At 59.8% G+C, this 21,855-nt stretch carries 19 protein-coding genes; 15 read left to right on the top strand and 4 right to left on the bottom strand.

The window, feature by feature from the left end; genetic code table 11:
• The first annotated feature begins 146 nt into the window (after positions 1 to 146).
• The 10 genes from E2F43_RS05835 to E2F43_RS05790 all read left to right on the top strand — a co-directional run bounded on the left by E2F43_RS05835 (position 147) and on the right by E2F43_RS05790 (position 10,058).
• Entirely contained in the window at positions 147 to 530 is a 384-nt protein-coding gene (locus E2F43_RS05835; RefSeq protein WP_133210501.1) for an ATP synthase subunit I, read from the top strand.
• Between the two features lie 30 nt (positions 531 to 560).
• The gene (atpB, locus tag E2F43_RS05830) at positions 561 to 1,445 is read left to right on the top strand and encodes a F0F1 ATP synthase subunit A (protein ID WP_133210499.1); all 885 of its coding nucleotides are present in this window, start codon (positions 561 to 563) and stop codon (positions 1,443 to 1,445) included.
• A 44-nt stretch (positions 1,446 to 1,489) separates the two neighbouring features.
• On the top strand, positions 1,490 to 1,717 hold the full coding sequence (atpE, locus tag E2F43_RS05825) for a F0F1 ATP synthase subunit C (protein ID WP_009020576.1): 228 nt from the start codon (positions 1,490 to 1,492) through the stop codon (positions 1,715 to 1,717).
• Between the two features lie 68 nt (positions 1,718 to 1,785).
• Positions 1,786 to 2,256, top strand: coding sequence for a F0F1 ATP synthase subunit B (locus E2F43_RS05820; RefSeq protein ID WP_133210497.1), 471 nt, complete (start codon positions 1,786 to 1,788; stop codon positions 2,254 to 2,256).
• A gap of 13 nt (positions 2,257 to 2,269) precedes the next feature.
• On the top strand, positions 2,270 to 2,806 hold the full coding sequence (locus E2F43_RS05815; protein ID WP_133210495.1) for a F0F1 ATP synthase subunit delta: 537 nt from the start codon (positions 2,270 to 2,272) through the stop codon (positions 2,804 to 2,806).
• A 22-nt stretch (positions 2,807 to 2,828) separates the two neighbouring features.
• A complete protein-coding gene (gene atpA / locus E2F43_RS05810; protein WP_133210493.1) occupies positions 2,829 to 4,373 on the top strand; it encodes a F0F1 ATP synthase subunit alpha in 1,545 nt (514 codons plus the stop codon).
• 6 nt (positions 4,374 to 4,379) lie between these two features.
• Complete coding sequence (gene atpG, locus E2F43_RS05805; protein WP_133210491.1) at positions 4,380 to 5,243, top strand: F0F1 ATP synthase subunit gamma; 864 nt, start codon at positions 4,380 to 4,382, stop codon at positions 5,241 to 5,243.
• Positions 5,244 to 5,311: 68 nt separating this feature from the next.
• Positions 5,312 to 6,709, top strand: a complete 1,398-nt coding sequence (gene atpD, locus E2F43_RS05800; RefSeq protein ID WP_133210489.1) for a F0F1 ATP synthase subunit beta — start codon at positions 5,312 to 5,314, stop codon at positions 6,707 to 6,709.
• A 29-nt stretch (positions 6,710 to 6,738) separates the two neighbouring features.
• Positions 6,739 to 7,167, top strand: a complete 429-nt coding sequence (locus E2F43_RS05795; protein ID WP_133210487.1) for a F0F1 ATP synthase subunit epsilon — start codon at positions 6,739 to 6,741, stop codon at positions 7,165 to 7,167.
• Between the two features lie 173 nt (positions 7,168 to 7,340).
• Positions 7,341 to 10,058 carry a hypothetical protein gene (locus E2F43_RS05790; RefSeq protein ID WP_133210485.1) on the top strand — a complete coding sequence of 906 codons (2,718 nt, stop codon included), beginning with the start codon at positions 7,341 to 7,343 and terminating at the stop codon, positions 10,056 to 10,058.
• A gap of 13 nt (positions 10,059 to 10,071) precedes the next feature.
• Here E2F43_RS05790 and aguA read toward each other — a convergent pair whose 3' ends face one another.
• From aguA to E2F43_RS05775, 3 genes are all read right to left on the bottom strand, one after another.
• Positions 10,072 to 11,172: an agmatine deiminase gene (gene aguA, locus E2F43_RS05785; protein ID WP_133210483.1), complete on the bottom strand. Its 1,101-nt coding sequence runs from the start codon at positions 11,170 to 11,172 to the stop codon at positions 10,072 to 10,074.
• Positions 11,169 to 12,050: an N-carbamoylputrescine amidase gene (gene aguB / locus E2F43_RS05780; protein ID WP_133210481.1), complete on the bottom strand. Its 882-nt coding sequence runs from the start codon at positions 12,048 to 12,050 to the stop codon at positions 11,169 to 11,171. Before aguB ends, aguA begins: the two co-directional genes overlap by 4 nt.
• 213 nt (positions 12,051 to 12,263) lie before the next feature.
• Positions 12,264 to 13,004: a TrmB family transcriptional regulator gene (locus E2F43_RS05775; RefSeq protein ID WP_133210479.1), complete on the bottom strand. Its 741-nt coding sequence runs from the start codon at positions 13,002 to 13,004 to the stop codon at positions 12,264 to 12,266.
• A gap of 127 nt (positions 13,005 to 13,131) precedes the next feature.
• Here E2F43_RS05775 and glmU point away from each other — a divergent pair, with 127 nt between their 5' ends.
• The 4 genes from glmU to E2F43_RS05755 all read left to right on the top strand — a co-directional run bounded on the left by glmU (position 13,132) and on the right by E2F43_RS05755 (position 19,532).
• Entirely contained in the window at positions 13,132 to 14,502 is a 1,371-nt protein-coding gene (gene glmU / locus E2F43_RS05770) for a bifunctional UDP-N-acetylglucosamine diphosphorylase/glucosamine-1-phosphate N-acetyltransferase GlmU (RefSeq protein WP_133210477.1), read from the top strand.
• 2 nt (positions 14,503 to 14,504) lie between these two features.
• A complete protein-coding gene (gene glmS, locus E2F43_RS05765) occupies positions 14,505 to 16,334 on the top strand; it encodes a glutamine--fructose-6-phosphate transaminase (isomerizing) (protein WP_133210475.1) in 1,830 nt (609 codons plus the stop codon).
• A 112-nt stretch (positions 16,335 to 16,446) separates the two neighbouring features.
• Positions 16,447 to 17,262: an outer membrane beta-barrel protein gene (locus E2F43_RS05760; protein ID WP_133210473.1), complete on the top strand. Its 816-nt coding sequence runs from the start codon at positions 16,447 to 16,449 to the stop codon at positions 17,260 to 17,262.
• 176 nt (positions 17,263 to 17,438) lie between these two features.
• A complete protein-coding gene (locus E2F43_RS05755) occupies positions 17,439 to 19,532 on the top strand; it encodes a TonB-dependent receptor (protein WP_165954202.1) in 2,094 nt (697 codons plus the stop codon).
• 4 nt (positions 19,533 to 19,536) lie between these two features.
• Here the strand turns inward: E2F43_RS05755 and E2F43_RS05750 are convergent, their stop codons facing one another.
• Positions 19,537 to 21,420: a hypothetical protein gene (locus E2F43_RS05750; protein WP_133210469.1), complete on the bottom strand. Its 1,884-nt coding sequence runs from the start codon at positions 21,418 to 21,420 to the stop codon at positions 19,537 to 19,539.
• A 44-nt stretch (positions 21,421 to 21,464) separates the two neighbouring features.
• Here E2F43_RS05750 and E2F43_RS05745 point away from each other — a divergent pair, with 44 nt between their 5' ends.
• Positions 21,465 to 21,851, top strand: a complete 387-nt coding sequence (locus E2F43_RS05745) for a SirB2 family protein (RefSeq protein ID WP_165954201.1) — start codon at positions 21,465 to 21,467, stop codon at positions 21,849 to 21,851.
• The last annotated feature ends 4 nt before the right edge of the window (positions 21,852 to 21,855 follow it).

Below are 21,855 nucleotides of genomic sequence, written 5' to 3'. Positions count from 1 at the left end.
AAACTGTGCACAAAAGCACAGGGTTTTAATTTGGATAGCGACCTTCGTCTGGTTGAACCCACCCCTCAATCACCCTATAATGCGCGCGCCCTGAACGAGGATGAAAGCCGTGCGGCTATGGGTGAGGTGAGTTACGAGAGGCATTTATGCCCGCTGCTGAAATAGCACGTCCTCCCGTCCATCGCATCACTCTGGCTCAACTGGCGGTCCTGACACTAGTGTGCGTTCCTTTATGGGCATACGATCACGTGTTGGCCTGGTCGCTCGCCGCCGGCGCTGCGATAGCCATTATCCCGCAGGCATATTTCGCCCGGCTGGCCTTTCGCTGGCGGGGTGCGAAGTCTGCCAGGGCAGTGGCCCGGTCCAGCTACGCTGGGGAAATCGGCAAGTTCATGCTGAGCGCTGCCGGGTTTGCCGTTGTCTTTGCAACGGTGCGGCCGATTAGCGGCCTGGCCGTATTTGCCGGTTACCTGGCAATGCTGGCGATACAAATTATTGGTAGCTGGTTGCTGCTCGCGCGCAGCCGGTGAAATGAGAGATAGACGCAAGAGTTCCTATAGATGGCAGCTGCAGGCGAAGAACTGACAATCTCCGGATATATTGTCCACCACCTGACTAACCTGACCTATGGCAAATTGCCTGCCGGTTTTGAGCGCTACGACGGCAGCGTTGTCGGCGAAGGCGGCACCTGGACCATGGCCCACGGCGGCGCAGAAGCGGCGGCAATGGGTTTCAACGCCATTCATGTCGACTCCATGCTCTGGTCGATCGGCCTGGGTATTATTTTCTGCTGGATATTCCGCTCGGTGGCCAAAAAGGCCGCAGCCGGTGTGCCCAGTGGCCTGCTCAATGCGGTTGAAATGGTTGTCGAGTTCGTCGACGGCACGGTTAGAGATACGTTCCACGGCCACAACAAGCTGGTCGCGCCCCTGGCCCTGACCATTTTTGTCTGGGTCTTCCTGATGAACCTGATGGACCTGATCCCGGTTGACCTGATTCCCCACACGCTGATGCTGTTGGGAGTGGAATACCAGAAGATCGTGCCATCCACCGACCCCAATATCACCATGGGCATGGCAGTAGGCGTGTTTGTCCTGATGCTCTACTACTCCATCAAGGTGAAAGGCTTCGGCTTTGTGAAGGAGTTGACCCTCAACCCCTTCAACCACTGGGTGTTCATCCCGATTAACCTGTTTATGGAAGTGGTTGGCCTGTTGGCCAAGCCCTTCTCCCTCGGCCTGCGTCTGTTCGGAAACATGTACGCCGGCGAGATGATCTTTATTCTGATTGCAGCCCTGTTCAGCGCCGGTATTGCCTGGATGGTGCCCGCAGGTCTGCTGCAGATTGGCTGGGCGATATTCCACATTCTGGTTATCACCCTGCAGGCATTTATCTTCATGGTGCTGACGATCGTGTATCTCAGCATGGCCCATGAAGATCATTAATCAACTTTCAATCAACTTGGTTCTTTAAACTCTAGGAGAAAATCATGGAACTGATCTACGTTGCTGCCGCCATCATGATGGGTCTGGGTGGTCTTGGTGCCGCTATCGGTGTGGGCCTGCTGGGCGGAAAGCTCATCGAAGGCTCTGCTCGCCAGCCTGAACTGGCTCCCAAGCTGCAGGTTACCTTCTTCCTGGGCGCTGGCCTGGTAGACGCGATCCCCATTATCGGTGTTGGTATCGCGATGTACCTGATCTTCGTTGTAGCAGGTTAATAAGAGACATTGTTTAACGGGGCCACGGTGGTTTCGAGCGGCCCCCAACAACCTGTGAGGAGAAGAGCGTGAATATAAATCTTACGCTTATTGGACAGATGATCGCGTTTGCAGGCTTCGTGTTGTTCTGCATGAAGTACGTGTGGCCGCCCATTATGGCCGCGATGGAAGAGCGCGAGAAAAAGATTGCCGACGGCCTGGCTGCCGCTGACCGCGCCAGCCACGACCTCGAACTGGCGAAAGAGAAGGCGGTCGAACGCCTGAAGGAAGCCAAGGAAGAGGCTGCGGGCATTGTCGACGCCGCTAACAAGCGCGCCGCGCAACTGGTTGAAGAGGCCAAGGACGCAGCGACTGTCGAGGCAGATCGAGTGAAGGCATCTGCCCAGGCAGAGATCGAGCAGGAAACCAACCGTGCACGCGAACAGTTGCGTGGTCAGGTTGCGGCCCTGTCTCTGGCCGGCGCCGAAAAGGTTCTGGGTGCCGCTATCGACCGGGAGGCTCACAACGAGCTGGTCGAGAAGCTGGCCTCAGAGCTGTAATCGCGAGGGAGCTATGGCTGAACTAAGCACACTGGCACGCCCCTACGCCAAGGCCGCATTCGAGTTCGCCCGCGAGCACAGCACGCTGGCCCAGTGGTCCGAACAGCTGGCCACTGCCGCTGCGGTTTCCGCGGACGAGGGCATGGACGCGGTACTGGACAATCCGTCCCTGACCGACGAGCAGCAGGCGCAGACCATGAACGAGGTTTGCGGCGATGCGACTGGCCAGGAAGTGAAGAATTTTGTCAGCATTCTCGCTTCCAACAAGCGCCTGTCACTGTTGCCGGTCATTGCCGCCCAGTTTGAACTGCTCAAGTCAAACCTGGAGAAGTCGATAGACGTGGAAGTTGTCTCCGCCTTTGACCTGACGGACGAAACCGCCAACAAGCTGGCGGAAGTACTGGGCAAGAAACTCGAGCGCGAAGTGAAGGTAAGCACCTCCACTGACCATGACCTTCTGGGTGGCGTATTAATCAGGGCCGGTGATCTGGTGATCGATGGCTCCGTGCGCGGCAGGCTTAACAAGCTGGCCGAAGCAATGAATTCCTAGCATTAGGATTGAGGAACAGAGCATGCAGCAACTGAATCCATCTGAGATTAGCGAGATCATCAAGTCGCGCATCGAGTCGCTCGATGTGTCGTCTGAAGCTCGCAACGAAGGCACCGTCGTTTCCGTAACGGACGGTATTATTCGTATCCACGGTCTCGCCGAAGTGATGTACGGTGAGATGATTGAATTTGAAGGCGGCGTCTATGGTATGGCGCTGAACCTGGAGCGCGACTCCGTCGGCGCGGTAATCCTCGGTGATTACAAGGGCCTGGCAGAAGGCCAGAGCTGCCGTTGCACCGGCCGCATCCTGGAAGTACCCGTGGGCCCCGAACTGCAGGGTCGCGTGGTAGATGCACTGGGTCTCCCCATCGATGGCAAGGGCCCCGTTAATGCTGCCATGACCGATGCCCTGGAGAAAGTAGCTCCCGGCGTTATCGCCCGTCAGTCAGTAGACGAGCCCGTGCAGATCGGCCTGAAGGCGGTTGACTCCATGGTGCCCATCGGCCGCGGACAGCGCGAGCTGATTATTGGTGACCGCCAGATCGGTAAGACTGCGATCGCGGTTGACGCCATCATTAACCAGAAAGGCTCCGGCATTAAGTGCGTCTACGTCGCGGTTGGCCAGAAGGCATCCTCGGTCGCCGCCGTTGTGCGCAAGCTGGAAGAGCACGGCGCAATGGAACACACCATCGTTGTGGCTGCTACTGCGTCTGACCCGGCTGCCATGCAGTACCTGGCACCGTTTGCCGGTTGCACCATGGGTGAGTACTATCGCGACCGCGGTGAAGACGCCCTGATCATTTACGATGACCTGACCAAGCAGGCCTGGGCGTATCGCCAGATATCCCTGTTGCTGCGTCGTCCGCCGGGACGTGAGGCTTATCCCGGTGACGTGTTCTACCTGCACTCGCGCCTGCTGGAGCGTGCTGCCCGGGTTAACGCCGAGTACGTCGAGAAGTTCACCAACGGTGAAGTCAAAGGCAAGACCGGTTCATTGACGGCCCTGCCGGTGATTGAAACCCAGGCCGGTGACGTTTCTGCATTCGTACCGACCAACGTGATCTCCATCACCGACGGCCAGATTTTCCTGGAAGCGGACATGTTCAACGCCGGTATCCGTCCTGCGATGAACGCCGGTATCTCCGTATCCCGTGTTGGTGGTGCAGCCCAGACCAAGATCATGAAGAAGCTGTCTGGCGGTGTTCGTACCGCACTGGCCCAGTATCGTGAACTGGCGGCTTTCTCACAGTTTGCCTCTGACCTGGATGACGCCACCAAAGCCCAGCTTGATCACGGTGAGCGCGTTACCGAGTTGATGAAGCAGAAGCAGTACTCGCCCCAGTCTATCGCTGAAATGGGCCTGGTGCTGTACGCTGCCAATGAAGGCTTCCTGAATGACATCGATGTCGCCAAGATTGGTGACTTCGAACACGCCCTGCTGTCCTACATGCACGCCGAGCACGGCGACCTGATGAACAGCATCGTCGAGAGCGGGGACTACAACGACGAGATCGAGGCGAGCTTCAAGGCCGCGATCGAGAAGTTCAAGTCGACTCAGACCTGGTAATTCGCTATGGCAGCCGGAAAAGAAATCCGCACCAAGATCTCGAGCATCCAGAGCACGCAGAAGATCACCAGCGCCATGGAAATGGTTGCTGCTTCCAAAATGCGCAGGGCTCAGGATCGCATGCAGTTGGGCAAGCCTTACGCCCGCCGCATGCGCTCGGTTGTTGGTCATATCGCCAACGCAGCGCCCGAGTACAAGCACATGTACATGGAGCAGCGCGAGGTTAAGCGTGTCGGTTATATCGTGGTGTCCACTGATCGTGGTCTCTGCGGTGGCCTGAACATCAACCTGTTCAAGGCGACCGTGAAGTCGATGAAAGAGTGGAACGATCAGGGCATCGAGATCGATCTCAGCCTGATCGGCGCCAAAGCCACAGCGTTTTTCAACAGCTATGGCGGCAACGTCACCGCAGCCGTTCGCGACCTGGGTGAAGAGCCCTCGGTGGCAGACCTGATCGGTGGTGTAAAAGCCATGCTGGACGCCTACGCTGAAGACAGGATTGATCGCCTGTTCCTGGTGAGCAACGAATTCGTCAACACCATGACTCAAAGGCCTACCGTGGAGCAGTTGCTGCCCCTGGAGGCGGAAGAGTCCGACGAGATGAAGCACCACTGGGACTACATTTACGAGCCCGACGCGAAAGAACTGCTGGAAGGCCTGCTGACCCGCTATATCGAGTCCCAGGTATACCAGGCGGTTGTCGAGAACGGCGCCTGTGAGCAGGCCGCACGGATGCTGGCGATGAAGAACGCCACCGAAAACGCCGGCGAGCTGATTGATGACCTGCAGCTGATCTACAACAAGGCGCGCCAGGCGGCGATTACCCAGGAGCTGTCTGAGATTGTCAGCGGCGCCGCGGCGATCAGTTAAAAACATATTTGGGGTCAGGGTAAAAACCTGGGCCCGACGGAATATTTGCAAAAACAGAGGATCCGAACATGAGTAGCGGACGAGTCGTACAAATCATCGGCGCGGTAATCGACGTGGAATTTCCACGTGACGCCGTGCCCCGGGTATACGATGCACTGAAAATCACCGAGAAGGACACCACCCTGGAAGTTCAGCAGCAGCTGGGCGACGGCGTGGTCCGCACCATTGCGCTGGGTTCTTCCGAGGGCCTGAGCCGTGGTCTTTCAGTCGAGAGCACCGGCGCACCGATTTCCGTGCCTGTGGGCCAGGAAACCCTGGGCCGCATCATGGACGTGCTGGGTAACCCCATCGACGAATGTGGCCCTATCGGCGAGAAAGAGCGTGCTCCCATTCACCGTGATGCGCCCGCCTATGATGAGCTGTCCGCTGCTGAAGAGCTGCTGGAAACAGGCATCAAGGTCATCGACCTGGTCTGCCCCTTCGCCAAGGGTGGCAAGATCGGCCTGTTCGGTGGTGCCGGTGTAGGTAAGACCGTAAACATGATGGAGCTGATCAACAACATTGCGATTCAGCACTCCGGTCTGTCGGTATTCGCCGGTGTAGGTGAGCGTACTCGTGAGGGTAACGACTTCTACTACGAGATGCAGGAGTCCGGCGTTGTAAACGTGGAAACCTTCAGCGAATCCAAGGTGGCCATGGTATACGGCCAGATGAATGAGCCCCCCGGTAACCGTCTGCGCGTGGCGCTGACCGGCCTGACCATGGCCGAGAAGTTCCGTGATGAAGGTCGTGACGTACTGCTGTTCATCGACAACATTTACCGTTACACCCTGGCGGGAACCGAGGTATCGGCACTGCTGGGTCGTATGCCCTCCGCGGTAGGCTACCAGCCCACCCTGGCGGAAGAGATGGGTGTACTGCAGGAGCGTATTACGTCTACCAAGGTCGGCTCCATTACCTCTATTCAGGCGGTGTATGTACCGGCGGACGACCTGACTGACCCGTCTCCGGCAACTACCTTCGCCCACCTTGATGCAACCGTGGTACTGTCTCGTGATATTGCCGCCAAGGGTATTTACCCTGCGGTAGACCCGCTGGACTCCACCTCGCGCCAGCTGGATCCGCTGCTGATTGGTAATGAGCACTACGACACCGCTCGCGGTGTGCAGAACGTATTGCAGCGTTACAAGGAGCTCAAGGACATCATTGCGATCCTGGGTATGGACGAACTGTCCGAGGAAGACAAGCAGACGGTAGACCGCGCCCGTAAGATCGAGCGCTTCCTGTCGCAGCCCTTCCACGTGGCGGAAGTATTCACCGGTTCTCCCGGTAAGTACGTTTCCCTGAAGGACACGATCGCAGGCTTCAAAGGCATTCTCGCCGGTGAATACGATCACCTGCCCGAGCAGGCCTTCTACATGGTCGGCAGCATTGAAGAAGCTGTCGAGAAAGCCAAGAACCTGTAAGTCAGTCGTAGTTTAGAGAGGCCAGGAATATGGCAATGACAATTCACTGCGACATCGTTAGCGCCGAAGAAGAGATCTTCTCCGGCCTGGTGGAAATGCTGGTGGCCACCGGCGGCGAGGGTGAGCTGGGTGTCAGCTACGGCCATGCGCCGCTGTTGACCAACCTGGTGCCCGGCCCGGTGCGTATCGTCACCCAGGACGGTGATGAACAGGTGTACTATGTATCCGGCGGCTTCCTGGAAGTGCAGCCCGGCGTGGTATCCATCCTCGCCGACACCGCCCTGCGCGCGGATGACGTGGACGAGGCCGCCGCCGAGGAAGCCCGCCGCGAGGCGGAGCACGCCCTGGCCAACCAGTCCGGCGAATTCGATTACGGCCGCGCCTCGGCGCAGCTGGCCGAGGCCGCCGCCCAGCTGGCGACACTGCGCAAGATGAAAAACCGGGCGGGCCGGGGTTAGGCCTTGCCCCGCCGGCCTGCTGGCAGGCCAGAGCACTGGAAAAGCCCCGGTTCAAAGCCGGGGCTTTTTTCGTTTCAGAGTACTGATGAAAAAGCGCAAAGGTCGCCTGTCTCTTGGCCCCTGGCCCTTGATACGCTACTGTCCTCCTCTGGCGCGCAACCTCGAGACTGATAATGATACGTGCGGTTTTAATCGCCTGCCTGCTGGGACTCCCAATTGGCTGCGGCGGGGGATCCGGAAACACGGGCACCGGGGCCCCCGCCCCTGACCCGGGCCAACCGGTGGATCCGGGTTCTCCCACGGATCCGGCGCCGGAACCCCGTGCCGCCTTTTCCTGTGGTTCGGCTGGCGCCACCCTGCGGGCCGACTCAACTGCAAATTACGTTCTGTTCGAGAGCGGGCCGGTGCGGCCTGTTGCCATCAGTCCCGACGGCAGTCGCTTGCTGGTGACCAACACACCGGCTAACTGCCTCGAAATCTACGGGCTCAGTGCGGGAGGCCTGGACCTGCTGGGTAGCGTGATGGTGGGCCTGGAGCCGGTGGCCGTGGCATTTGCCAACGATAACGAAGCCTGGGTGGTCAACCACCTCAGCGATTCGGTCAGTATCGTCCGTCTGGATGATATCCCCCGTGTGCAACAGACCCTGCAGGTGGGAGACGAACCGCGGGATATTGTTTTCGCCGGTCCCGAACGGCGTCGCGCATTTATCACTGCCGCTTACCGCGGGCAAAATCACCCCCGGTTCCGCCCCGACCACCTGACTCGCGCAGGCCTGGGTCGGGCGGATGTGTGGGTCTATGACCGTGATGCGCTGGACGGCAGCCTGAACGGTAACCCCCTGGCTATCGTCAATCTGTTTGCGGACAGCCCGAGAGCGCTGGCGGTCGCGCCAGACGGTCAAACCGTGTATGCCGCCGCGTTCATGTCAGGGAACGGTACCACCACGCTTGCCCAGGACGTGGTAGCAGGTGCGAAGCCGCCGCCGGCAACCAATATCGACGGCAAGCTGCAGCCGGACACGGGCCTGATCGTCAGGAAAGTCGGGTCCCGCTGGACTGATGAGTCGGGCAGGGACTGGTCTGCACAAGTCATGTTCGATCTGCCTGACCTGGATGTCTTTGCTATCGACGCGGCTGCCGAGATACCCGGGGTGATCAGACAGCAGTCGGGGATAGGCACGGTGCTGTTCAATATGGCGGTTAACCCGGTGAGCGGCGAGCTTTATGTCAGTAATCTCGCATCGCTCAACCATATCCGCTTCGAGGGGTCGGGGGAGACAGCCACTACAGTCAGGGGCCATATTGCCGAGAGCCGCATTTCGGTGTTGAGCGGAAATCGGGTGGTGTCCAATCACCTGAATTCGCATATCGATTTTGATGTGGCAGAAGGCGCGATCTATCCGCCATTACAGGTGCAGAAAAGCCTGAGCCAGCCAACCAGTATGGTGGTCAGCCCCGATGGCACAAGGCTCTACGTGGCGGCGTTTGGCTCCGGCAAGGTGGCATCCATCCCCACTGAGCAATTACGGACGGGGAGTTATGAACCTTCCATCGCGCTGCAGGCAGATTTACCCGGAGGCGGTCCCGCCGGACTGGCGCTGACGCAAGATGGCGTACATCTTGCGGTATACACGCGCTTTGACAATGCCATTTCCCTCTGGGACACCGCGAGCGGAAACATGCTGGATCGGCAGGTCCTGTTTACCCCGGAGCCGGACAAGATCATCGCTGGTCGTCAATTCCTCTATGACGCTCGGGAAACCTCGGCCAACGGCACCTCCGCCTGTGCCAGCTGTCATGTATTCGGTGATCTGGATCACCTGGCCTGGGACCTGGGTAATCCCGATGCTTCCCTGCAGCCCAATCCCAACGACTACGTGACCCGCAGCATCAAGACTACCCTCAACTTCCACCCCATGAAGGGTCCCATGACCACCCAAACCCTGCGTGGTATCGCCGACAGCGGACCGCAGCACTGGCGAGGGGACCGCACTGGCCAGAACCGTCAGCGGGTTAACGGGGAGTTGGAAAGTATTGAGGCTGCGGCTTTCAAGGAGTTTAATCCGGCGTTTGTCGGCCTGGTGGGCCGTAGCGAAGAACTACCGGAAAGGGATATGCAGGCCTTCACCGACTTTGCGATGGCCCTGACACCGCCGCCCAATCCGGTTCGCAGGCTGGACAACCGCCTCACCACCGGCCAGGCCAGGGGTCGTGATATTTACTTCAACGTGGACAATATTACCGGCACCGGGAGCTGTAATCACTGTCATAGCCTGGATCCGGAACAACGACACTTTGGTACCGCCGGCCTGATGAGCTTTGAGGGACAGGGAATTGCGGAAAATTTCAAGGTGCCGAGTTTTCGCAACGCCTATGCCAAGGTGGGCATGTTTGGTACCTCGGGTAATTTTGGTGATCGCCGCTACCGGGGGAACCAGATCAGGGGGTTCGGCTACCTTCACGATGGCTCCATAGCGTCTTTACTGGATTTCTTTGCCACCTCAACCTTCAACTTTCCGCCGCCAGTGGCAGACAACCAGCTGGATGTGGTGCGCTTCGTCATGGCTGCGGACAGCAATATGGCGCCGGTGGTCGGGCAACAGGTCACCCTCGCCACAGGTGTGGAAGAGGCGGTTCTGGATCGATTGGACCTGCTGGAACAGCGCGCGAATGTCACCGGGCCGTTACCGGAGTGCGATCTCATTGTTCGCGGGGTGCTTGACCGGACGCGCTTTTCGGCCTTGTTTGACGACCACACCTACATCGATAGCGCTGGCCAGGAGTGGGGCGCGAGCGCGCTGCGGGAGGCGGCGCTGGTGGCGGGAAATGTATTGACCTTCAGCTGTGTTCCTCCGGGCAGTGGCCGGCGGCTGGCACTGGACCGGCCCTGAGGCCCGTCGCGGCTCAATTCTCGCCTGTGGCCGGGATCTGCTGGGTGATGCAGTGAATGTTGCCGCCGCCCAGGACGATTTCCCGGCCGGGGACGCCGACGATTTCCCGGCCCGGGAAGAGGCTGGTCAGTTTGCCCTTCACCTGATCGTCGTGTGCCGGGTCCAGCAGCGGGAACACCACCCGCTGGTTGGTAATCAGGAAGTTGGCGTAGGAGGCCGCCAGTCGCTCCCCGGCCGCTCGTTCCATGCCCGCCGAAGGCGTCACCCCGGCCGCTTCTTCCTCGCTGATATACAGCGGTCCGGGCATGGGTAGCTTGTGTACGGTAAACTCGCGCCCCCTGGCGTCTTTCTCCGTTTCCAGGGTGGCCAGGCACTGCCGACAGATATCGTATACCGGGTCCGCCGGGTCATCGCACCAGGTGAGTACCACCTCAGCGGGTTTTACCACGTGCAGTATATTGTCCACATGGCCGTCGGTTTCGTCATTGTACAAACCGCGGGGCAGCCAGATGACCTTGTCCACGTTGAGGTAGTCGCAGAGCAGGCCCTCGATCTGCGACTGGTCCAGCCCGGGATTACGCCCGGGGTGTAACAGACATTCGGCGGTGGTGATGCAGGTGCCTTCACCGTCCACGTGAATAGCACCGCCCTCCAGGATCAAGGGTGCCCGGTAGCGCCCCTCGTTGCGCAGGGAAAGTACCCGGCTTGCCAGTGCATCGTCGTCTGCCCAGTCGTCATAGAGGCCATTGACCGCACCGCCCCAGGCGTTGAACGCCCAGTCGACGCCGCGGATTTCGCCGGCCTCATTGACCACAAAACTGGGGCCGATGTCGCGCATCCAGCTGTCGTTGCAGGGTAGTTCCACGACCGCGACATTGGCCGGCAGCACACTGCGGGCCAATTCGAGCTGGCTCGCGCTGGCGTGCATCGTTACCGGGGTCGCTTCGGCTATCGCTGCAGCCACCGCGGTAAAGGCTCGTTGCGCGGGGCCCGCGTTATTGCGCCAGTTATCGCCGCGTTCCGGCCATGCCATCAGCACCGCCTGCTGCGGTTCGTGCTCTCCCGGCATGCGGAAGCCATCCGCCCGCGGTGTGGACTCAAGCGCTGCGTTCATTCGACGTTGTGTCCGCAGGCGTTGTGACCAATGGCGCTGTAAAGTTCCGGGCGGCGGTCGCGGAACAGGCCCCAGGCGCGGCGGTAGCTTGCAGACTCTTCCAGGTCGATGGAAGCGACCAGGATCTTCTCCTCGTCGCGCCCAGCCTCGGCGATCTTCTCACCGGTGTGGTTGGTGATGAATGAAGATCCGTAAAAGGTGGTACTGATGCCATCGTCCTGTTCGACCCCGGTGCGGTTGGAGGCAATCACCGGGAGGATATTGGCGGCCGAATGCCCCTGCATGACCCTCTGCCAGTGGCCGCTGGAGTCCAGGCTGGGATCCTGGGGTTCGGAGCCTATAGCGGTTGGATAGAACATGGCTTCGGCGCCCATCAGCGCACAACAACGGGCGGTTTCCGGAAACCACTGGTCCCAGCAGATCCCCGCGCCGAATACACCGTAACGGGTTTTCCACACTTTGAAACCGGTGTCCCCCGGGGTGAAATAAAACTTCTCGCAGTAACCCGGGCCATCCGGAATATGACTCTTGCGGTAATTGTCCAGCACGCTGCCGTCGGCGTCGATCATCACCAGTGAATTGAAGAAAGTGTTGGTATCGCGCTCGTAGTAGCTGATGGGCAGCACCACTGCCAGCTCCGCGGCCAGTTTTGAGAAACGATCAATCAGCGGATTGCCGATCAGCGGTTTGGCCAGGTCAAGGTACCTGTATTGCTGTGTTTTACAGAAATAGGGCGCCTCGAACAGCTCCTGCAGCAGTATCACCTGGGCGCCCGCTGCATGGGCGTCGCGCACGGCTTTTTCAGCCTTCTCCATGTTGGCCTCGATGTCCCAGCCGATGCTGAGTTGGGTCGCGGCGAAAGTGACGATGCGGCTCATGTCTGTATCCTTTACTGGCGCTTACCGTGGGGGATCCAGCATAGAAGAAAATCTGTCAGCAGGGATTACCCTCATGGGGTTACTAGTATAGTCGGGACAGCATCGCCAGCGCCGTTTCCAGGCCTTGCGGCAGGTCGCAACCGGCGCCGCTGACGTGGCCATCGATTCTTCGACCAACACAGGTTAGGAAACTTGAGAAAAACTAGCCCGTCGTTACAGCAGTCCCCACAGGGTATCGAACAGGATTTGCTGGGTGGATGCGATAGCAGCTGAATCGATGATGACCACGACCGGATAATCCTTGTCTGCCAATGTGATCATGGCCACCTTGGGCGGGTAAATGGCGATGTAAGACGCATCGGAGGTATCACTGGCGGGCAACCACTTGCGCTCGGCGTACTCGGCCTCGTCACCCCCCTCACCAACGGCTATGACCCGCACCCGGATGCCGCGACTTTCCCGTTGCCGGGTGAAGTTGGGAAAGGGGCGATAGAGATGCTCCCGCAGGGTTTTGGTGGAGATGACCGAATAACCGCGCTCCGGGTCGGCAGCGGTGGAGTCGAGAATGTCCCGCAGTACCAGCTCTACACCGTCATCGCCTTCGTAAAAGCGCACATTACCCGGGCTGAATTCGGCCCGTGACTGTTTGAGCTCCGGAATCACCTCGGTTCGCAGTTGTTCCATGGCCTGGGAGAGGGCCTGCTGTCGTCGTTCGCCCAACTGTAATAGCTGCTCTGGCTCTTCTGCCTGGAATACCCGACGTCGTCCCCGGGGAAAATAGTTGACCACTCCCTTGCCCGCCAGCTGCTTGAGGGTTTCGTATGTGCTGCCCCGGTTTACCCCTGACTCGGCGGCCACATCGCGAATGGAGGCAGGCCCCAGCCGCAGCAGGGCCCGGTAGATACTGATCTCCCGGTCGTCAAGGCCGAGCTGGTGCAGGCTATCGAACTTCATTTGTTGTCAATTTATTTGTGACAAAAGGCGTTGTATTGAATATTTGTAAGATTAATATGCGCTTATCGGAAAAACATTGTCAAATAATTACTGACATCTGGCCCCGGGGCCAGCCTGGAACAGGGACATGAATCTCGAAGTTATTATCCTCGCTGCGGGGCAGGGCACCCGCATGAAATCTTCCCTTCCCAAAGTGTTGCACCCGGTCGCCGGGCGGCCCATGTTGCAGCATGTGGTGGACACGGCACGGGAACTGGCGCCTGCGGCGATCCATGTGGTGGTTGGCCACGGTGCCGGGGCCGTCGAGGCAGCCATGGCTGGCCAGGCGCTGAACTGGGTGCGGCAGGAACAGCAGTTGGGCACAGGCCACGCTGTGCTGCAGGCCCTGCCGGCCGTAAAACCGGAAAGCGCCGTACTGGTGCTGTATGGCGACGTGCCCTTGCTCAGCCCGGAAACCTTGCGCGCCCTGGTTGAACAGGCCCGGGAGGGGCCGGCGCTGTTGACCGCCCGGGTGGGTAGCCCGGCTGGTTACGGCCGAATACTGCGCGACGCCGATGGCGCCCTGCTGGAGGTTGTAGAACACAAGGATGCAACCGCTGACCAGCTGGAAATAAACGAAATAAACAGCGGAGTGCTGGCTGCGCCCGCCAGTGACCTGAATAAATACCTGCCGGCCGTTGGCAATGCCAATAGCCAGGGGGAGTATTACCTGCCGGATGTGCTCTCCATGGCGGTGGCCGAGGGGAGTCAGGTGCATACCCAGCTCGCCGGTTCCGAGTTGGAAATTCTCGGTGTCAATGACCGTCTGCAGCTGAGCCAGGTGGAGCGCGAGTTTCAGTTGCGCCAGGCCCATGCCCTGTTGCGGGAAGGGGTGTATCTCGCTGATCCGTCACGGCTGGACGTCCGCGGCAGCCTGCGCTGTGGCCAGGATGTCAGGATTGACGTCAACGTGGTGATAGAGGGCGAGGTTACTCTTGGTGACGGTGTCCGCGTAGGTCCCAACTGCGTGTTGTGCAACACGGAGGTGGCGGCGGGCGCGACCATTCATGCCATGAGCCATCTGGAAGAGGCGGTAGTGGGCGCCAGAGCCAGTGTCGGGCCCTTTGCGCGGCTGCGGCCGGGCACGGTGCTGGCTGAAGAAGCGCGTGTGGGCAATTTTGTGGAAACCAAGAAAGCCAGCATTGGCGTGGGCAGCAAGGTAAATCACCTGACCTACATTGGTGATTGTGAGATGGGCGACGGGGTGAATGTTGGCGCCGGCACCATTACCTGTAACTATGATGGCGTTAACAAACACCGGACCCATTTGGGAGACGGCGTGTTTATCGGTTCCAACAGCACGCTGGTGGCGCCACTGGAAGTGGCGGACGGTGGCTTTGTCGGGGCCGGCTCTACCGTGACCCGGGCGGTGGCAGAAAATGAGCTCGCGGTCAGCCGCGCCCGGCAGCGCAATATCGCCGGCTGGCAGCGTCCCGGCAAAAAAGACGGGGAGGGCTGATTATGTGCGGCATCGTCGCGGCGGCAGCACGCCGGGAAGTCTCGGAAATTCTGCTGGAGGGATTGCGCCGGTTGGAGTACCGGGGATACGATTCCGCCGGCCTGGCCCTGCTGGATAATGAGCGAAACCTGTTGCTGCACAAGCAGCTGGGTAAGGTGGCTGAGCTTGAACGGGCCCAGCAGTTAGAGCCCTATTACGGCTGTACCGGTATCGCCCATACCCGTTGGGCGACCCATGGCGAGCCGTCGGCGGTGAATGCCCATCCCCATACGTCCGGTGCGCGAGTCGCCCTGGTGCACAACGGTATTATTGAGAACCACCAGCAGTTACGCGCCCGGCTGCAGGAGCAGGGCTATCAGTTTGTTTCCGCCACCGACACCGAAGTGATTGTTCACTTACTTCATTCGCATCTGATTCAAGGGCTTGGGCTGGTGGATGCCATGCGAGAAACGGTGTCGCTGCTGGAGGGTGCCTACGCGCTGGCAGTGATTGATGTGGAACATCCGGACGAGGTCGTCGGCGCCCGACAGGGCAGCCCACTGGTGATCGGGGTGGGCATCGGCGAGAATTTCCTGGCTTCGGACCCGATGGCACTGCGCCAGGTGACAGACCGCTTTATCTATCTGGAGGAGGGAGACCTGGCGCTGGTGACTCCGGCGGACATCAGTATCTGGAACGAGGCGGGCGAGCGGGTTCGCAGGGAGAAAATCCGCATCGATGAAGCCGTTGAATCCGCTGACAAGGGCGCGTTCGACCATTACATGCTCAAGGAAATCTACGAGCAGCCCCGCGCCCTCGCCGCAACCCTGGCCCTCGATGCCCGGCACCGGGTTGCCGACGAACTGTTCGGGGAAGGCGCTGCAGCAGTATTCGACAAGGTTCAGGCCGTACAGATTGTCGCCTGCGGCACCAGTTTCCACGCCGGCATGGTGGCTCGTTACTGGCTGGAGGAACTGGCGGGGCTTCCCTGCCAGGTGGAGGTGGCTTCGGAGTTCCGCTACCGCAAACGGGTCCAGCATGACAACACCCTGCTGGTCACCATTTCCCAGTCGGGTGAAACGGCCGATACGCTCGCCGCCCTGCGAGATGCGGCGCCGGGCGATTTCCTCGCCTCACTGGTAATAGCCAACGTGGACAACAGTTCCCTGGTCCGGGAAAGCGATCTGGTGTTCCTGACCCGGGCCGGTGTCGAGATTGGTGTAGCCTCCACCAAAGCGTTTACCACCCAGTTGGTAGCGCTGTTAATGCTGACCATTGCCCTGGGCAGGCGCCGCGGTCTCAGCGAGGACAGGGCCACGGATCTGGTCAACGCCCTGCAACGATTGCCAGAGTATGTGCAGGAGACCCTGGAACTGGATCGCGACATAGAGGATTTGTCCGAAGCCTTTATCGCCAAACACCACGCACTGTTCCTGGGTCGCGGGATTCAATACCCGATAGCCATGGAGGGCGCCCTCAAACTCAAGGAGATCTCCTACATCCATGCCGAGGCCTACCCGGCCGGTGAGCTCAAGCACGGGCCGCTGGCGCTGGTGGATAACAACATGCCTGTGGTTGCCGTGGCCCCCGGCGATGACCTGCTGGAAAAATTGAAGTCAAACCTGGAGGAGGTTCGCTCCCGGGGTGGCGAGCTGTTTGTATTCGCCGATCGCCAGGCCGGTTTCGCCAGTGAACCCCGGGTTCGGGTGCTTAACATGCCCCACTGTCCGGAGGTGGTAAAACCCATCGTCTACACGGTGGCCCTGCAACTGCTGTCCTACCACGTTGCCGTGCAGAAGGGCACTGACGTCGACAAGCCGCGCAACCTGGCGAAGTCGGTCACGGTGGAGTAGCAGAGAACAACTATTCAAAGGGCCCGGGAGCCGGCATAATCAAACTCTCAGTGGGCTCAATACGTTTTGCAGTTGTGGGTCCCGCAGAAATTCAAGCTTCTGGGAAAACACTATGAACTTCCGATCTTCGCTGCTTTTGCTGCTACTGGTTGCCACCTCGGGCTTTTCAGCGGAAGAGCCGGGGGATTTTCACGTCAGGGATATGGTGGGCATTGGCATGGCCTACCAGACCGTGGATGCGGATCTGCGGGCAACGGTGGGCGCCTTGCCGGAGGTGAAAGTCGACCTCGATGACCTGGGCATCAAGCACGATGACTTGAGCTGGGCACTCGAGGGGCGTTGGCGCTTCAAGCCCCGGTGGATGCTGGTTGGCCTCGCCTACCAGTTTGACCAGAACGGTCGTCGCGCAGTGAAAGAAGACTTTAACTTCGATGGCAAGGAATTCCAGGCGGGCGCTTCTGTTGACACCGAACTCAGTATCGACACCTATATCCTGGACGTAATGTATTCGGCCTACAGCAACGCCAATGCCGAGGTCCTGGTCGGGGGAGGCATTCATGCAATCGACCTGGAAACCTCCATCAGGGGTCGGGCGTTTGTGGGAAATATCGAGCGGGAGGCGACCACCGGCAGCAGTGAGCTGCTGGCACCCTTGCCCAACCTTCGACTGCAGGCCTACTACAGGCTGAACCACAAGTGGGGTATGGGGCTCTACGCCGGTTGGCTCAGTGCCAACTACGGCGATTACGACGGCGGCTTTACCTACATTCACCCGCGTATTGCCTACGGCATGGGCGATCACTGGTCGCTGACGCTTGGCTATCAGTACGTCAAACTCGACCTCACCCAGGAAAAATCGTCCCGGCGAGAGAACGAATACAACATCGATTTCAAAGGACCCACCCTGTTTCTGGATTACCGATTCTGAGGCCTGTTTCGACGACAGCGGCAGCTGACCAGGTAGACCATTTCCGTCCCGCCCCGGGATATAAATTGATGTCTGCTCATTATCGATGGCTCCCCTTCAGGGGACGGCTGAGACCCTGTGGCCTTGCCTTATTACTGGCCAACTCTCATTTTTCAGCCCAGGCAGCGGAGTTGCTGGTGCTGGAAGAAGTACTGGTCACTGCCCAGAAGCGGACAGAAAACGTTCAGGACATACCCATCAGCATCAGCGTCGTCGACGCTGCCCTGATAGACAACTTCACCATTAGAACGACCACCGACCTTGCTGACTCGGTGCCGGGCCTGGTGATCCAGCACACCCCCCAGAATCTTGCCCAGGTGACCGTTCGCGGCCTCGGTACCGGCTCTGCCAGCGAAAGCCTGGACCAGTCGGTAGGGCTGTTTATCGACGGCATCTGGACTGGCCGCATCCGCGAGTTCCAGGCTTCGCTGTTCGACCTCGAGCGAGTGGAAGTGATCAAGGGCAGCCAGAACACCCTGCTGGGCAAAAACACCAGCCTGGGGGCACTGAGTATCGTCAGCGTGCGGCCGGGAGATGAACTGGCCGGTTATCTGCAGGCCGACTACGAAACCGAGTTTGGCAGTGTCTATACCACTGGCGCCGTCGACCTGCCCAGTGCCCTGGGTAATTATCGCCTGGCGTTTAATTACGTGGACGAGGCCGGTTACGTCGATAACCGGGCCACCGGTAATGAAGTGCCGGAGCGCGAACAATCGACGCTGAGGATAGGCGCCAGTTTTGTACTCGGTAATGACGGCGATCTTTATGCCAGCTACCAGTACGACGATCTGCGTATCCGCGGAGACACTTTCCAGCCCGATGTGGATCAGCTCGGCTTTATGCTGGGGATGGATCCCGGCGCAGACATCGGACTGGATCGGGACAAACACGCCTTTACTTCCTATGGCAGCAAGGGTGAAGCGGACGATGAGCAGACCACACACCGGGCCACGCTGCATTACGAGCAGGGTCTGGGTGACATGACATTTACCTCGCTCAGCGGCTGGTCGGACTATGACAACCACCGGCTGACCGATACCGATTTCCTCTCAGTGGATTATCTCACCTCGATTTTCGCCAGCGACTATGAGCAGTTCACCCAGGAGTTTCGCCTCGCCTCTCCGACCGGTAAACGCTTCGATTACCTGCTCGGCGTTTATTACCATGACAGTACCCTGGAATACGCCAATATCACCGATTCGGCTTTTCCCCCGCCTTATACCCTGGGGCCGTTGCCCATCGATGCTGCCAGTCTCAAGACCTATGACCAGGATACGAGGGTGCTGGCGGGATTTGGCCAGTTGCGCCTGTACCTGGGCAGTGACTGGCAACTGGGTGTGGGACTGCGTTACACCGATGAGGAAAAGGACGCCGTCTGGGGGCGGGAACGATTGCGCAGTGGTGGCTTTCTCGCCGATATCCTGGCCGATCTGCTGGCGCCGGAAGTGCCACCCAGCGACCTCAGTCGCTCGGAACACAATCTCGATGGCTCTCTCAGCCTGCAATATGACGTCAGCAATGAATTAATGGGCTACCTCTCCTGGGCCAATGGCAGTAAAAGTGGCGGATTTACCAATGATGTCGCCGTCCCTGAAGAAGCGGAGTTCGATACGGAAGAGGCGGAAACAACGGAACTGGGCCTGAAGTGGCAACTGGCGGGCGGCAGCGGCCTGCTCAACGCCGCTGTTTTCAATACCGATATCGATGACTTCCAGGTAGTGTCATTCATTGGTACGGGCTTTCTTACCTCCACGGTACCGGCTCGCAGCCGGGGCCTGGAACTGGAGACCCGCTGGATCGTGACCCCGGACCTGGTACTGGGCGCCAGTGCCACCTACAGTGATGCCGAGGAAACCGACACCGGCCAACGCCTGCCCTACGCCCCGCAGTGGTCAGCCTCGGTGGATGGGTCCTGGGTGCTGCCGGTGCCGGGAAACCAGCTGCAGTGGCGACTGGAAGGTGCGATCAACTACCGGGACGAACAGTACCAGCAGCTTGGAGAGACGAGTCTCGACGGCGCCCTGACGCTGGTGAACCTGCGCCTGTCCGTAGCTGACCCTGGAGGTGGCTGGGAGTTGGCGCTGGTGGGGCGTAACCTGCTGGACGAATCCAGCTCCTTTGGCTTCGGTTTTCCTTATTTCGGCGGCCAGCTGGTGCCCGCCGGTACGACCACAATCGGTAGTCTCAGCCGCCCGCGCACGCTTGCGTTGCAGGGGCGTTACCGGTTCTGAACAGTCAGCGCGGAACAATGCGCCCCCGTCCGGCGCGGCCCCGCCCGCTACGCTGGCGCATCTGGCGGTGGCTGCGAATTTTCTCAACCTGCCTTCTCGCCAGCTCCGGCGGCGGGATAAATTTGCCCGGAAGCGCGCCGGGCGCGCTGGCGAGACGGTCGAGGTTTTCACACAGACTCAGTCCGCGTTGCAGTTTTCGTGGCTCCGGTATGGCAGCGAGGTAGCGGGAAACGTCTGCTACATCAAGAATGCCTGATAACACCAACCTGGCCCGTTCCTTTACCGCCGGTTTGGCGACCCGATTGATGCTGCTCCATTGCACGGTGTAGTCGCTGCAGTCGCCCGACCCGGACACCGGCGCATCGAGAAATGAAACCAGCCTGTCGGCACCGAAAAAGTAATGGGTCAGAACTTCTTCCACCAACATTGCGGTGTCCTCGTACGGTGTGGCGAAGGCGTACAGCGCATTGGCTTCGTCCTGGACAAATTCCAGACCGAGCCCACGGGCACTCAGCTCCAGCACGGGCTCCGCAACGGGCGCGCCGAAGTACAGGATCTCCGCCAGCTGGTACAGGAAGGAAGACGTCAGCGGGTAGGTGTTCAGCAATTGCAGTGAAGGACTCCGGTTCTCCAGTCGCAGCACAGCCTCGAGCACGGTTTCATCATCGGAGACCAGGCCCAGTAGCGCCGGTGCCACGGCGTCATTGGCATGGGCCAGCTCGTGGACCAGCAGGGTGGCTACTGGCAGCAGGATGTCCTGCAGCGTGCGGGACTCGAATTCCTCGTACAGGTAAGCAGGCGTCCAGGCTGCCTCGCTGCCGCTGATATAGAGGTCGTAGGAAATGAAGTTCAGGTCATGGCCATATTCGGTCCGGTAGTCGGGCGCCCAGTCGATAGTCTGCCGCTCCTCGGGGGTGAGCCACAAATCCTGGGGGTCCAGGTAAATCGCCCCGGTGGCCGAGGTGTAGAATGCCGGGCGAATATCTGCGCCGATCACAACGGCCGTAGCCCCCCGAAACAGCGGCAGCATGTCCTGCGGTAAAGCGCGTAAAACCTGCTCAAAGCGACGCCCCATCCAGGGGTGGGATACCACCGTGCGCGCCAGTACCTCCTCGACCGAGGGACTCGCAGCCTGCTGGCCGATGAATGGCAGGGTCGCCAGTGAGCATAACTGGAAGGGTGTATTTGCCGCTACGCAGGCGGGCAGTGCCGACGCCCAGGGCGAGGCGCCGTCATAGGCTGTGAAGCCTCCGGCAGGGACCTTGCTGGCCAACCCGAAGCTGATGGATGCACTGGCGATAATCCCTTCGCTATCTGTTGCCGAGGCAAATAGCCAGTAGTCTTCGGGCGGGTATTCGTCATTTGGTAGCGGGAACAGCAGGTCCGGGCCAACTCGCGCTGCCGGGACAATGACCTCAAGGTCCGGCGATGCCATGAAGTAGCGCGGCGAGCCAGCGCCGTTCGCGCCGCGCAGATCAACGCGGGACAGGGGCACAGAGAGTGTGCGGGTCGCTTCGTACCAGTAGGTCTCGTAGTACCGGATTTCGAGGGGGCCGCTGTAGTTCCGGCGAAAACGTGCCCCCAGGGGGATGCTGTCGTCCCGGCTCCACAGCGGTTCATCCAGCGTGAGTTCACAGGGCCCGTAGAGGTTATTGCAAATGTCCGTCCAGCGGCCGAAGCTGTACCCGGGCGCCGGCACGGGCCAGAACGTCTCCTGGAAATCCTCGTTGATCTCGAATGTGTAGCCTGCGCGGTAAAGCTGCCCGGCGTCCTCGCCGAAAACATAGCCCTGTCCGCTGACCTTTACCGGCATCCGGCAGGCTGCCAGCAGCAGGGTAACGGCAATAATCGCGAGTCGGGTGAGCCTCTGGACGCTGGCAGGTGTCATGGGGTTACTGTAACAGTTGCTGGTAAACTGGCGAAATGACGCTATTGACGATTTTAAAGTTTGTCCACGTCTGCTGCGGGCTGGGTTCAGTCGCCGGGTTCTCCCTGCGCGGCTACTGGGCATTGACCGGCAACCCGCGCTTGCAGGCGCCCATCAGCCGGGTGCTGCCCCACCTGGTCGATAGCGTGTTGCTTGCCTCGGCGGTGGGTATGCTGGGCATCTGGGGAGTGTCGCCACTGGCGCTACCCTGGGTAGTCGCGAAGGTGCTGGCATTGTTGCTGTATATCGGCCTGGGAATGACCGTCATGCGCTTTGCTACCAGCAAGCGGAGCCAGTTACTGGCCTACGTGGCTGCACTGGCAACGGCGGCATACATTATTGCGGTGGCCCTGACCCACTCACCGTGGGGGCCTCTGGAACTACTCGGGTGAAGGT

The organism is Seongchinamella unica, from assembly GCF_004354085.1.
In the GTDB taxonomy this organism is placed as follows: domain Bacteria; phylum Pseudomonadota; class Gammaproteobacteria; order Pseudomonadales; family Halieaceae; genus Halioglobus; species Halioglobus unicus.
The sequence above is the reverse complement of the archived record's forward strand: the minus strand, read 5'-3'. Positions and strand labels throughout refer to the sequence as shown.

What these genes read in the sequence shown, in the direction of transcription:
- E2F43_RS05835 (WP_133210501.1), top strand. Translation starts at nt 147, where the DNA reads ATGCCCGCTGCTGAAATAGCACGTCCTCCCGTCCATCGCATCACTCTG.
- atpB (WP_133210499.1), top strand. Translation starts at nt 561, where the DNA reads ATGGCAGCTGCAGGCGAAGAACTGACAATCTCCGGATATATTGTCCAC.
- atpE (WP_009020576.1), top strand. Translation starts at nt 1,490, where the DNA reads ATGGAACTGATCTACGTTGCTGCCGCCATCATGATGGGTCTGGGTGGT.
- E2F43_RS05815 (WP_133210495.1), top strand. Translation starts at nt 2,270, where the DNA reads ATGGCTGAACTAAGCACACTGGCACGCCCCTACGCCAAGGCCGCATTC.
- atpA (WP_133210493.1), top strand. Translation starts at nt 2,829, where the DNA reads ATGCAGCAACTGAATCCATCTGAGATTAGCGAGATCATCAAGTCGCGC.
- atpG (WP_133210491.1), top strand. Translation starts at nt 4,380, where the DNA reads ATGGCAGCCGGAAAAGAAATCCGCACCAAGATCTCGAGCATCCAGAGC.
- atpD (WP_133210489.1), top strand. Translation starts at nt 5,312, where the DNA reads ATGAGTAGCGGACGAGTCGTACAAATCATCGGCGCGGTAATCGACGTG.
- E2F43_RS05795 (WP_133210487.1), top strand. Translation starts at nt 6,739, where the DNA reads ATGGCAATGACAATTCACTGCGACATCGTTAGCGCCGAAGAAGAGATC.
- E2F43_RS05790 (WP_133210485.1), top strand. Translation starts at nt 7,341, where the DNA reads ATGATACGTGCGGTTTTAATCGCCTGCCTGCTGGGACTCCCAATTGGC.
- aguA (WP_133210483.1), bottom strand. Translation starts at nt 11,172, where the DNA reads ATGAACGCAGCGCTTGAGTCCACACCGCGGGCGGATGGCTTCCGCATG.
- aguB (WP_133210481.1), bottom strand. Translation starts at nt 12,050, where the DNA reads ATGAGCCGCATCGTCACTTTCGCCGCGACCCAACTCAGCATCGGCTGG.
- E2F43_RS05775 (WP_133210479.1), bottom strand. Translation starts at nt 13,004, where the DNA reads ATGAAGTTCGATAGCCTGCACCAGCTCGGCCTTGACGACCGGGAGATC.
- glmU (WP_133210477.1), top strand. Translation starts at nt 13,132, where the DNA reads ATGAATCTCGAAGTTATTATCCTCGCTGCGGGGCAGGGCACCCGCATG.
- glmS (WP_133210475.1), top strand. Translation starts at nt 14,505, where the DNA reads ATGTGCGGCATCGTCGCGGCGGCAGCACGCCGGGAAGTCTCGGAAATT.
- E2F43_RS05760 (WP_133210473.1), top strand. Translation starts at nt 16,447, where the DNA reads ATGAACTTCCGATCTTCGCTGCTTTTGCTGCTACTGGTTGCCACCTCG.
- E2F43_RS05750 (WP_133210469.1), bottom strand. Translation starts at nt 21,420, where the DNA reads ATGACACCTGCCAGCGTCCAGAGGCTCACCCGACTCGCGATTATTGCC.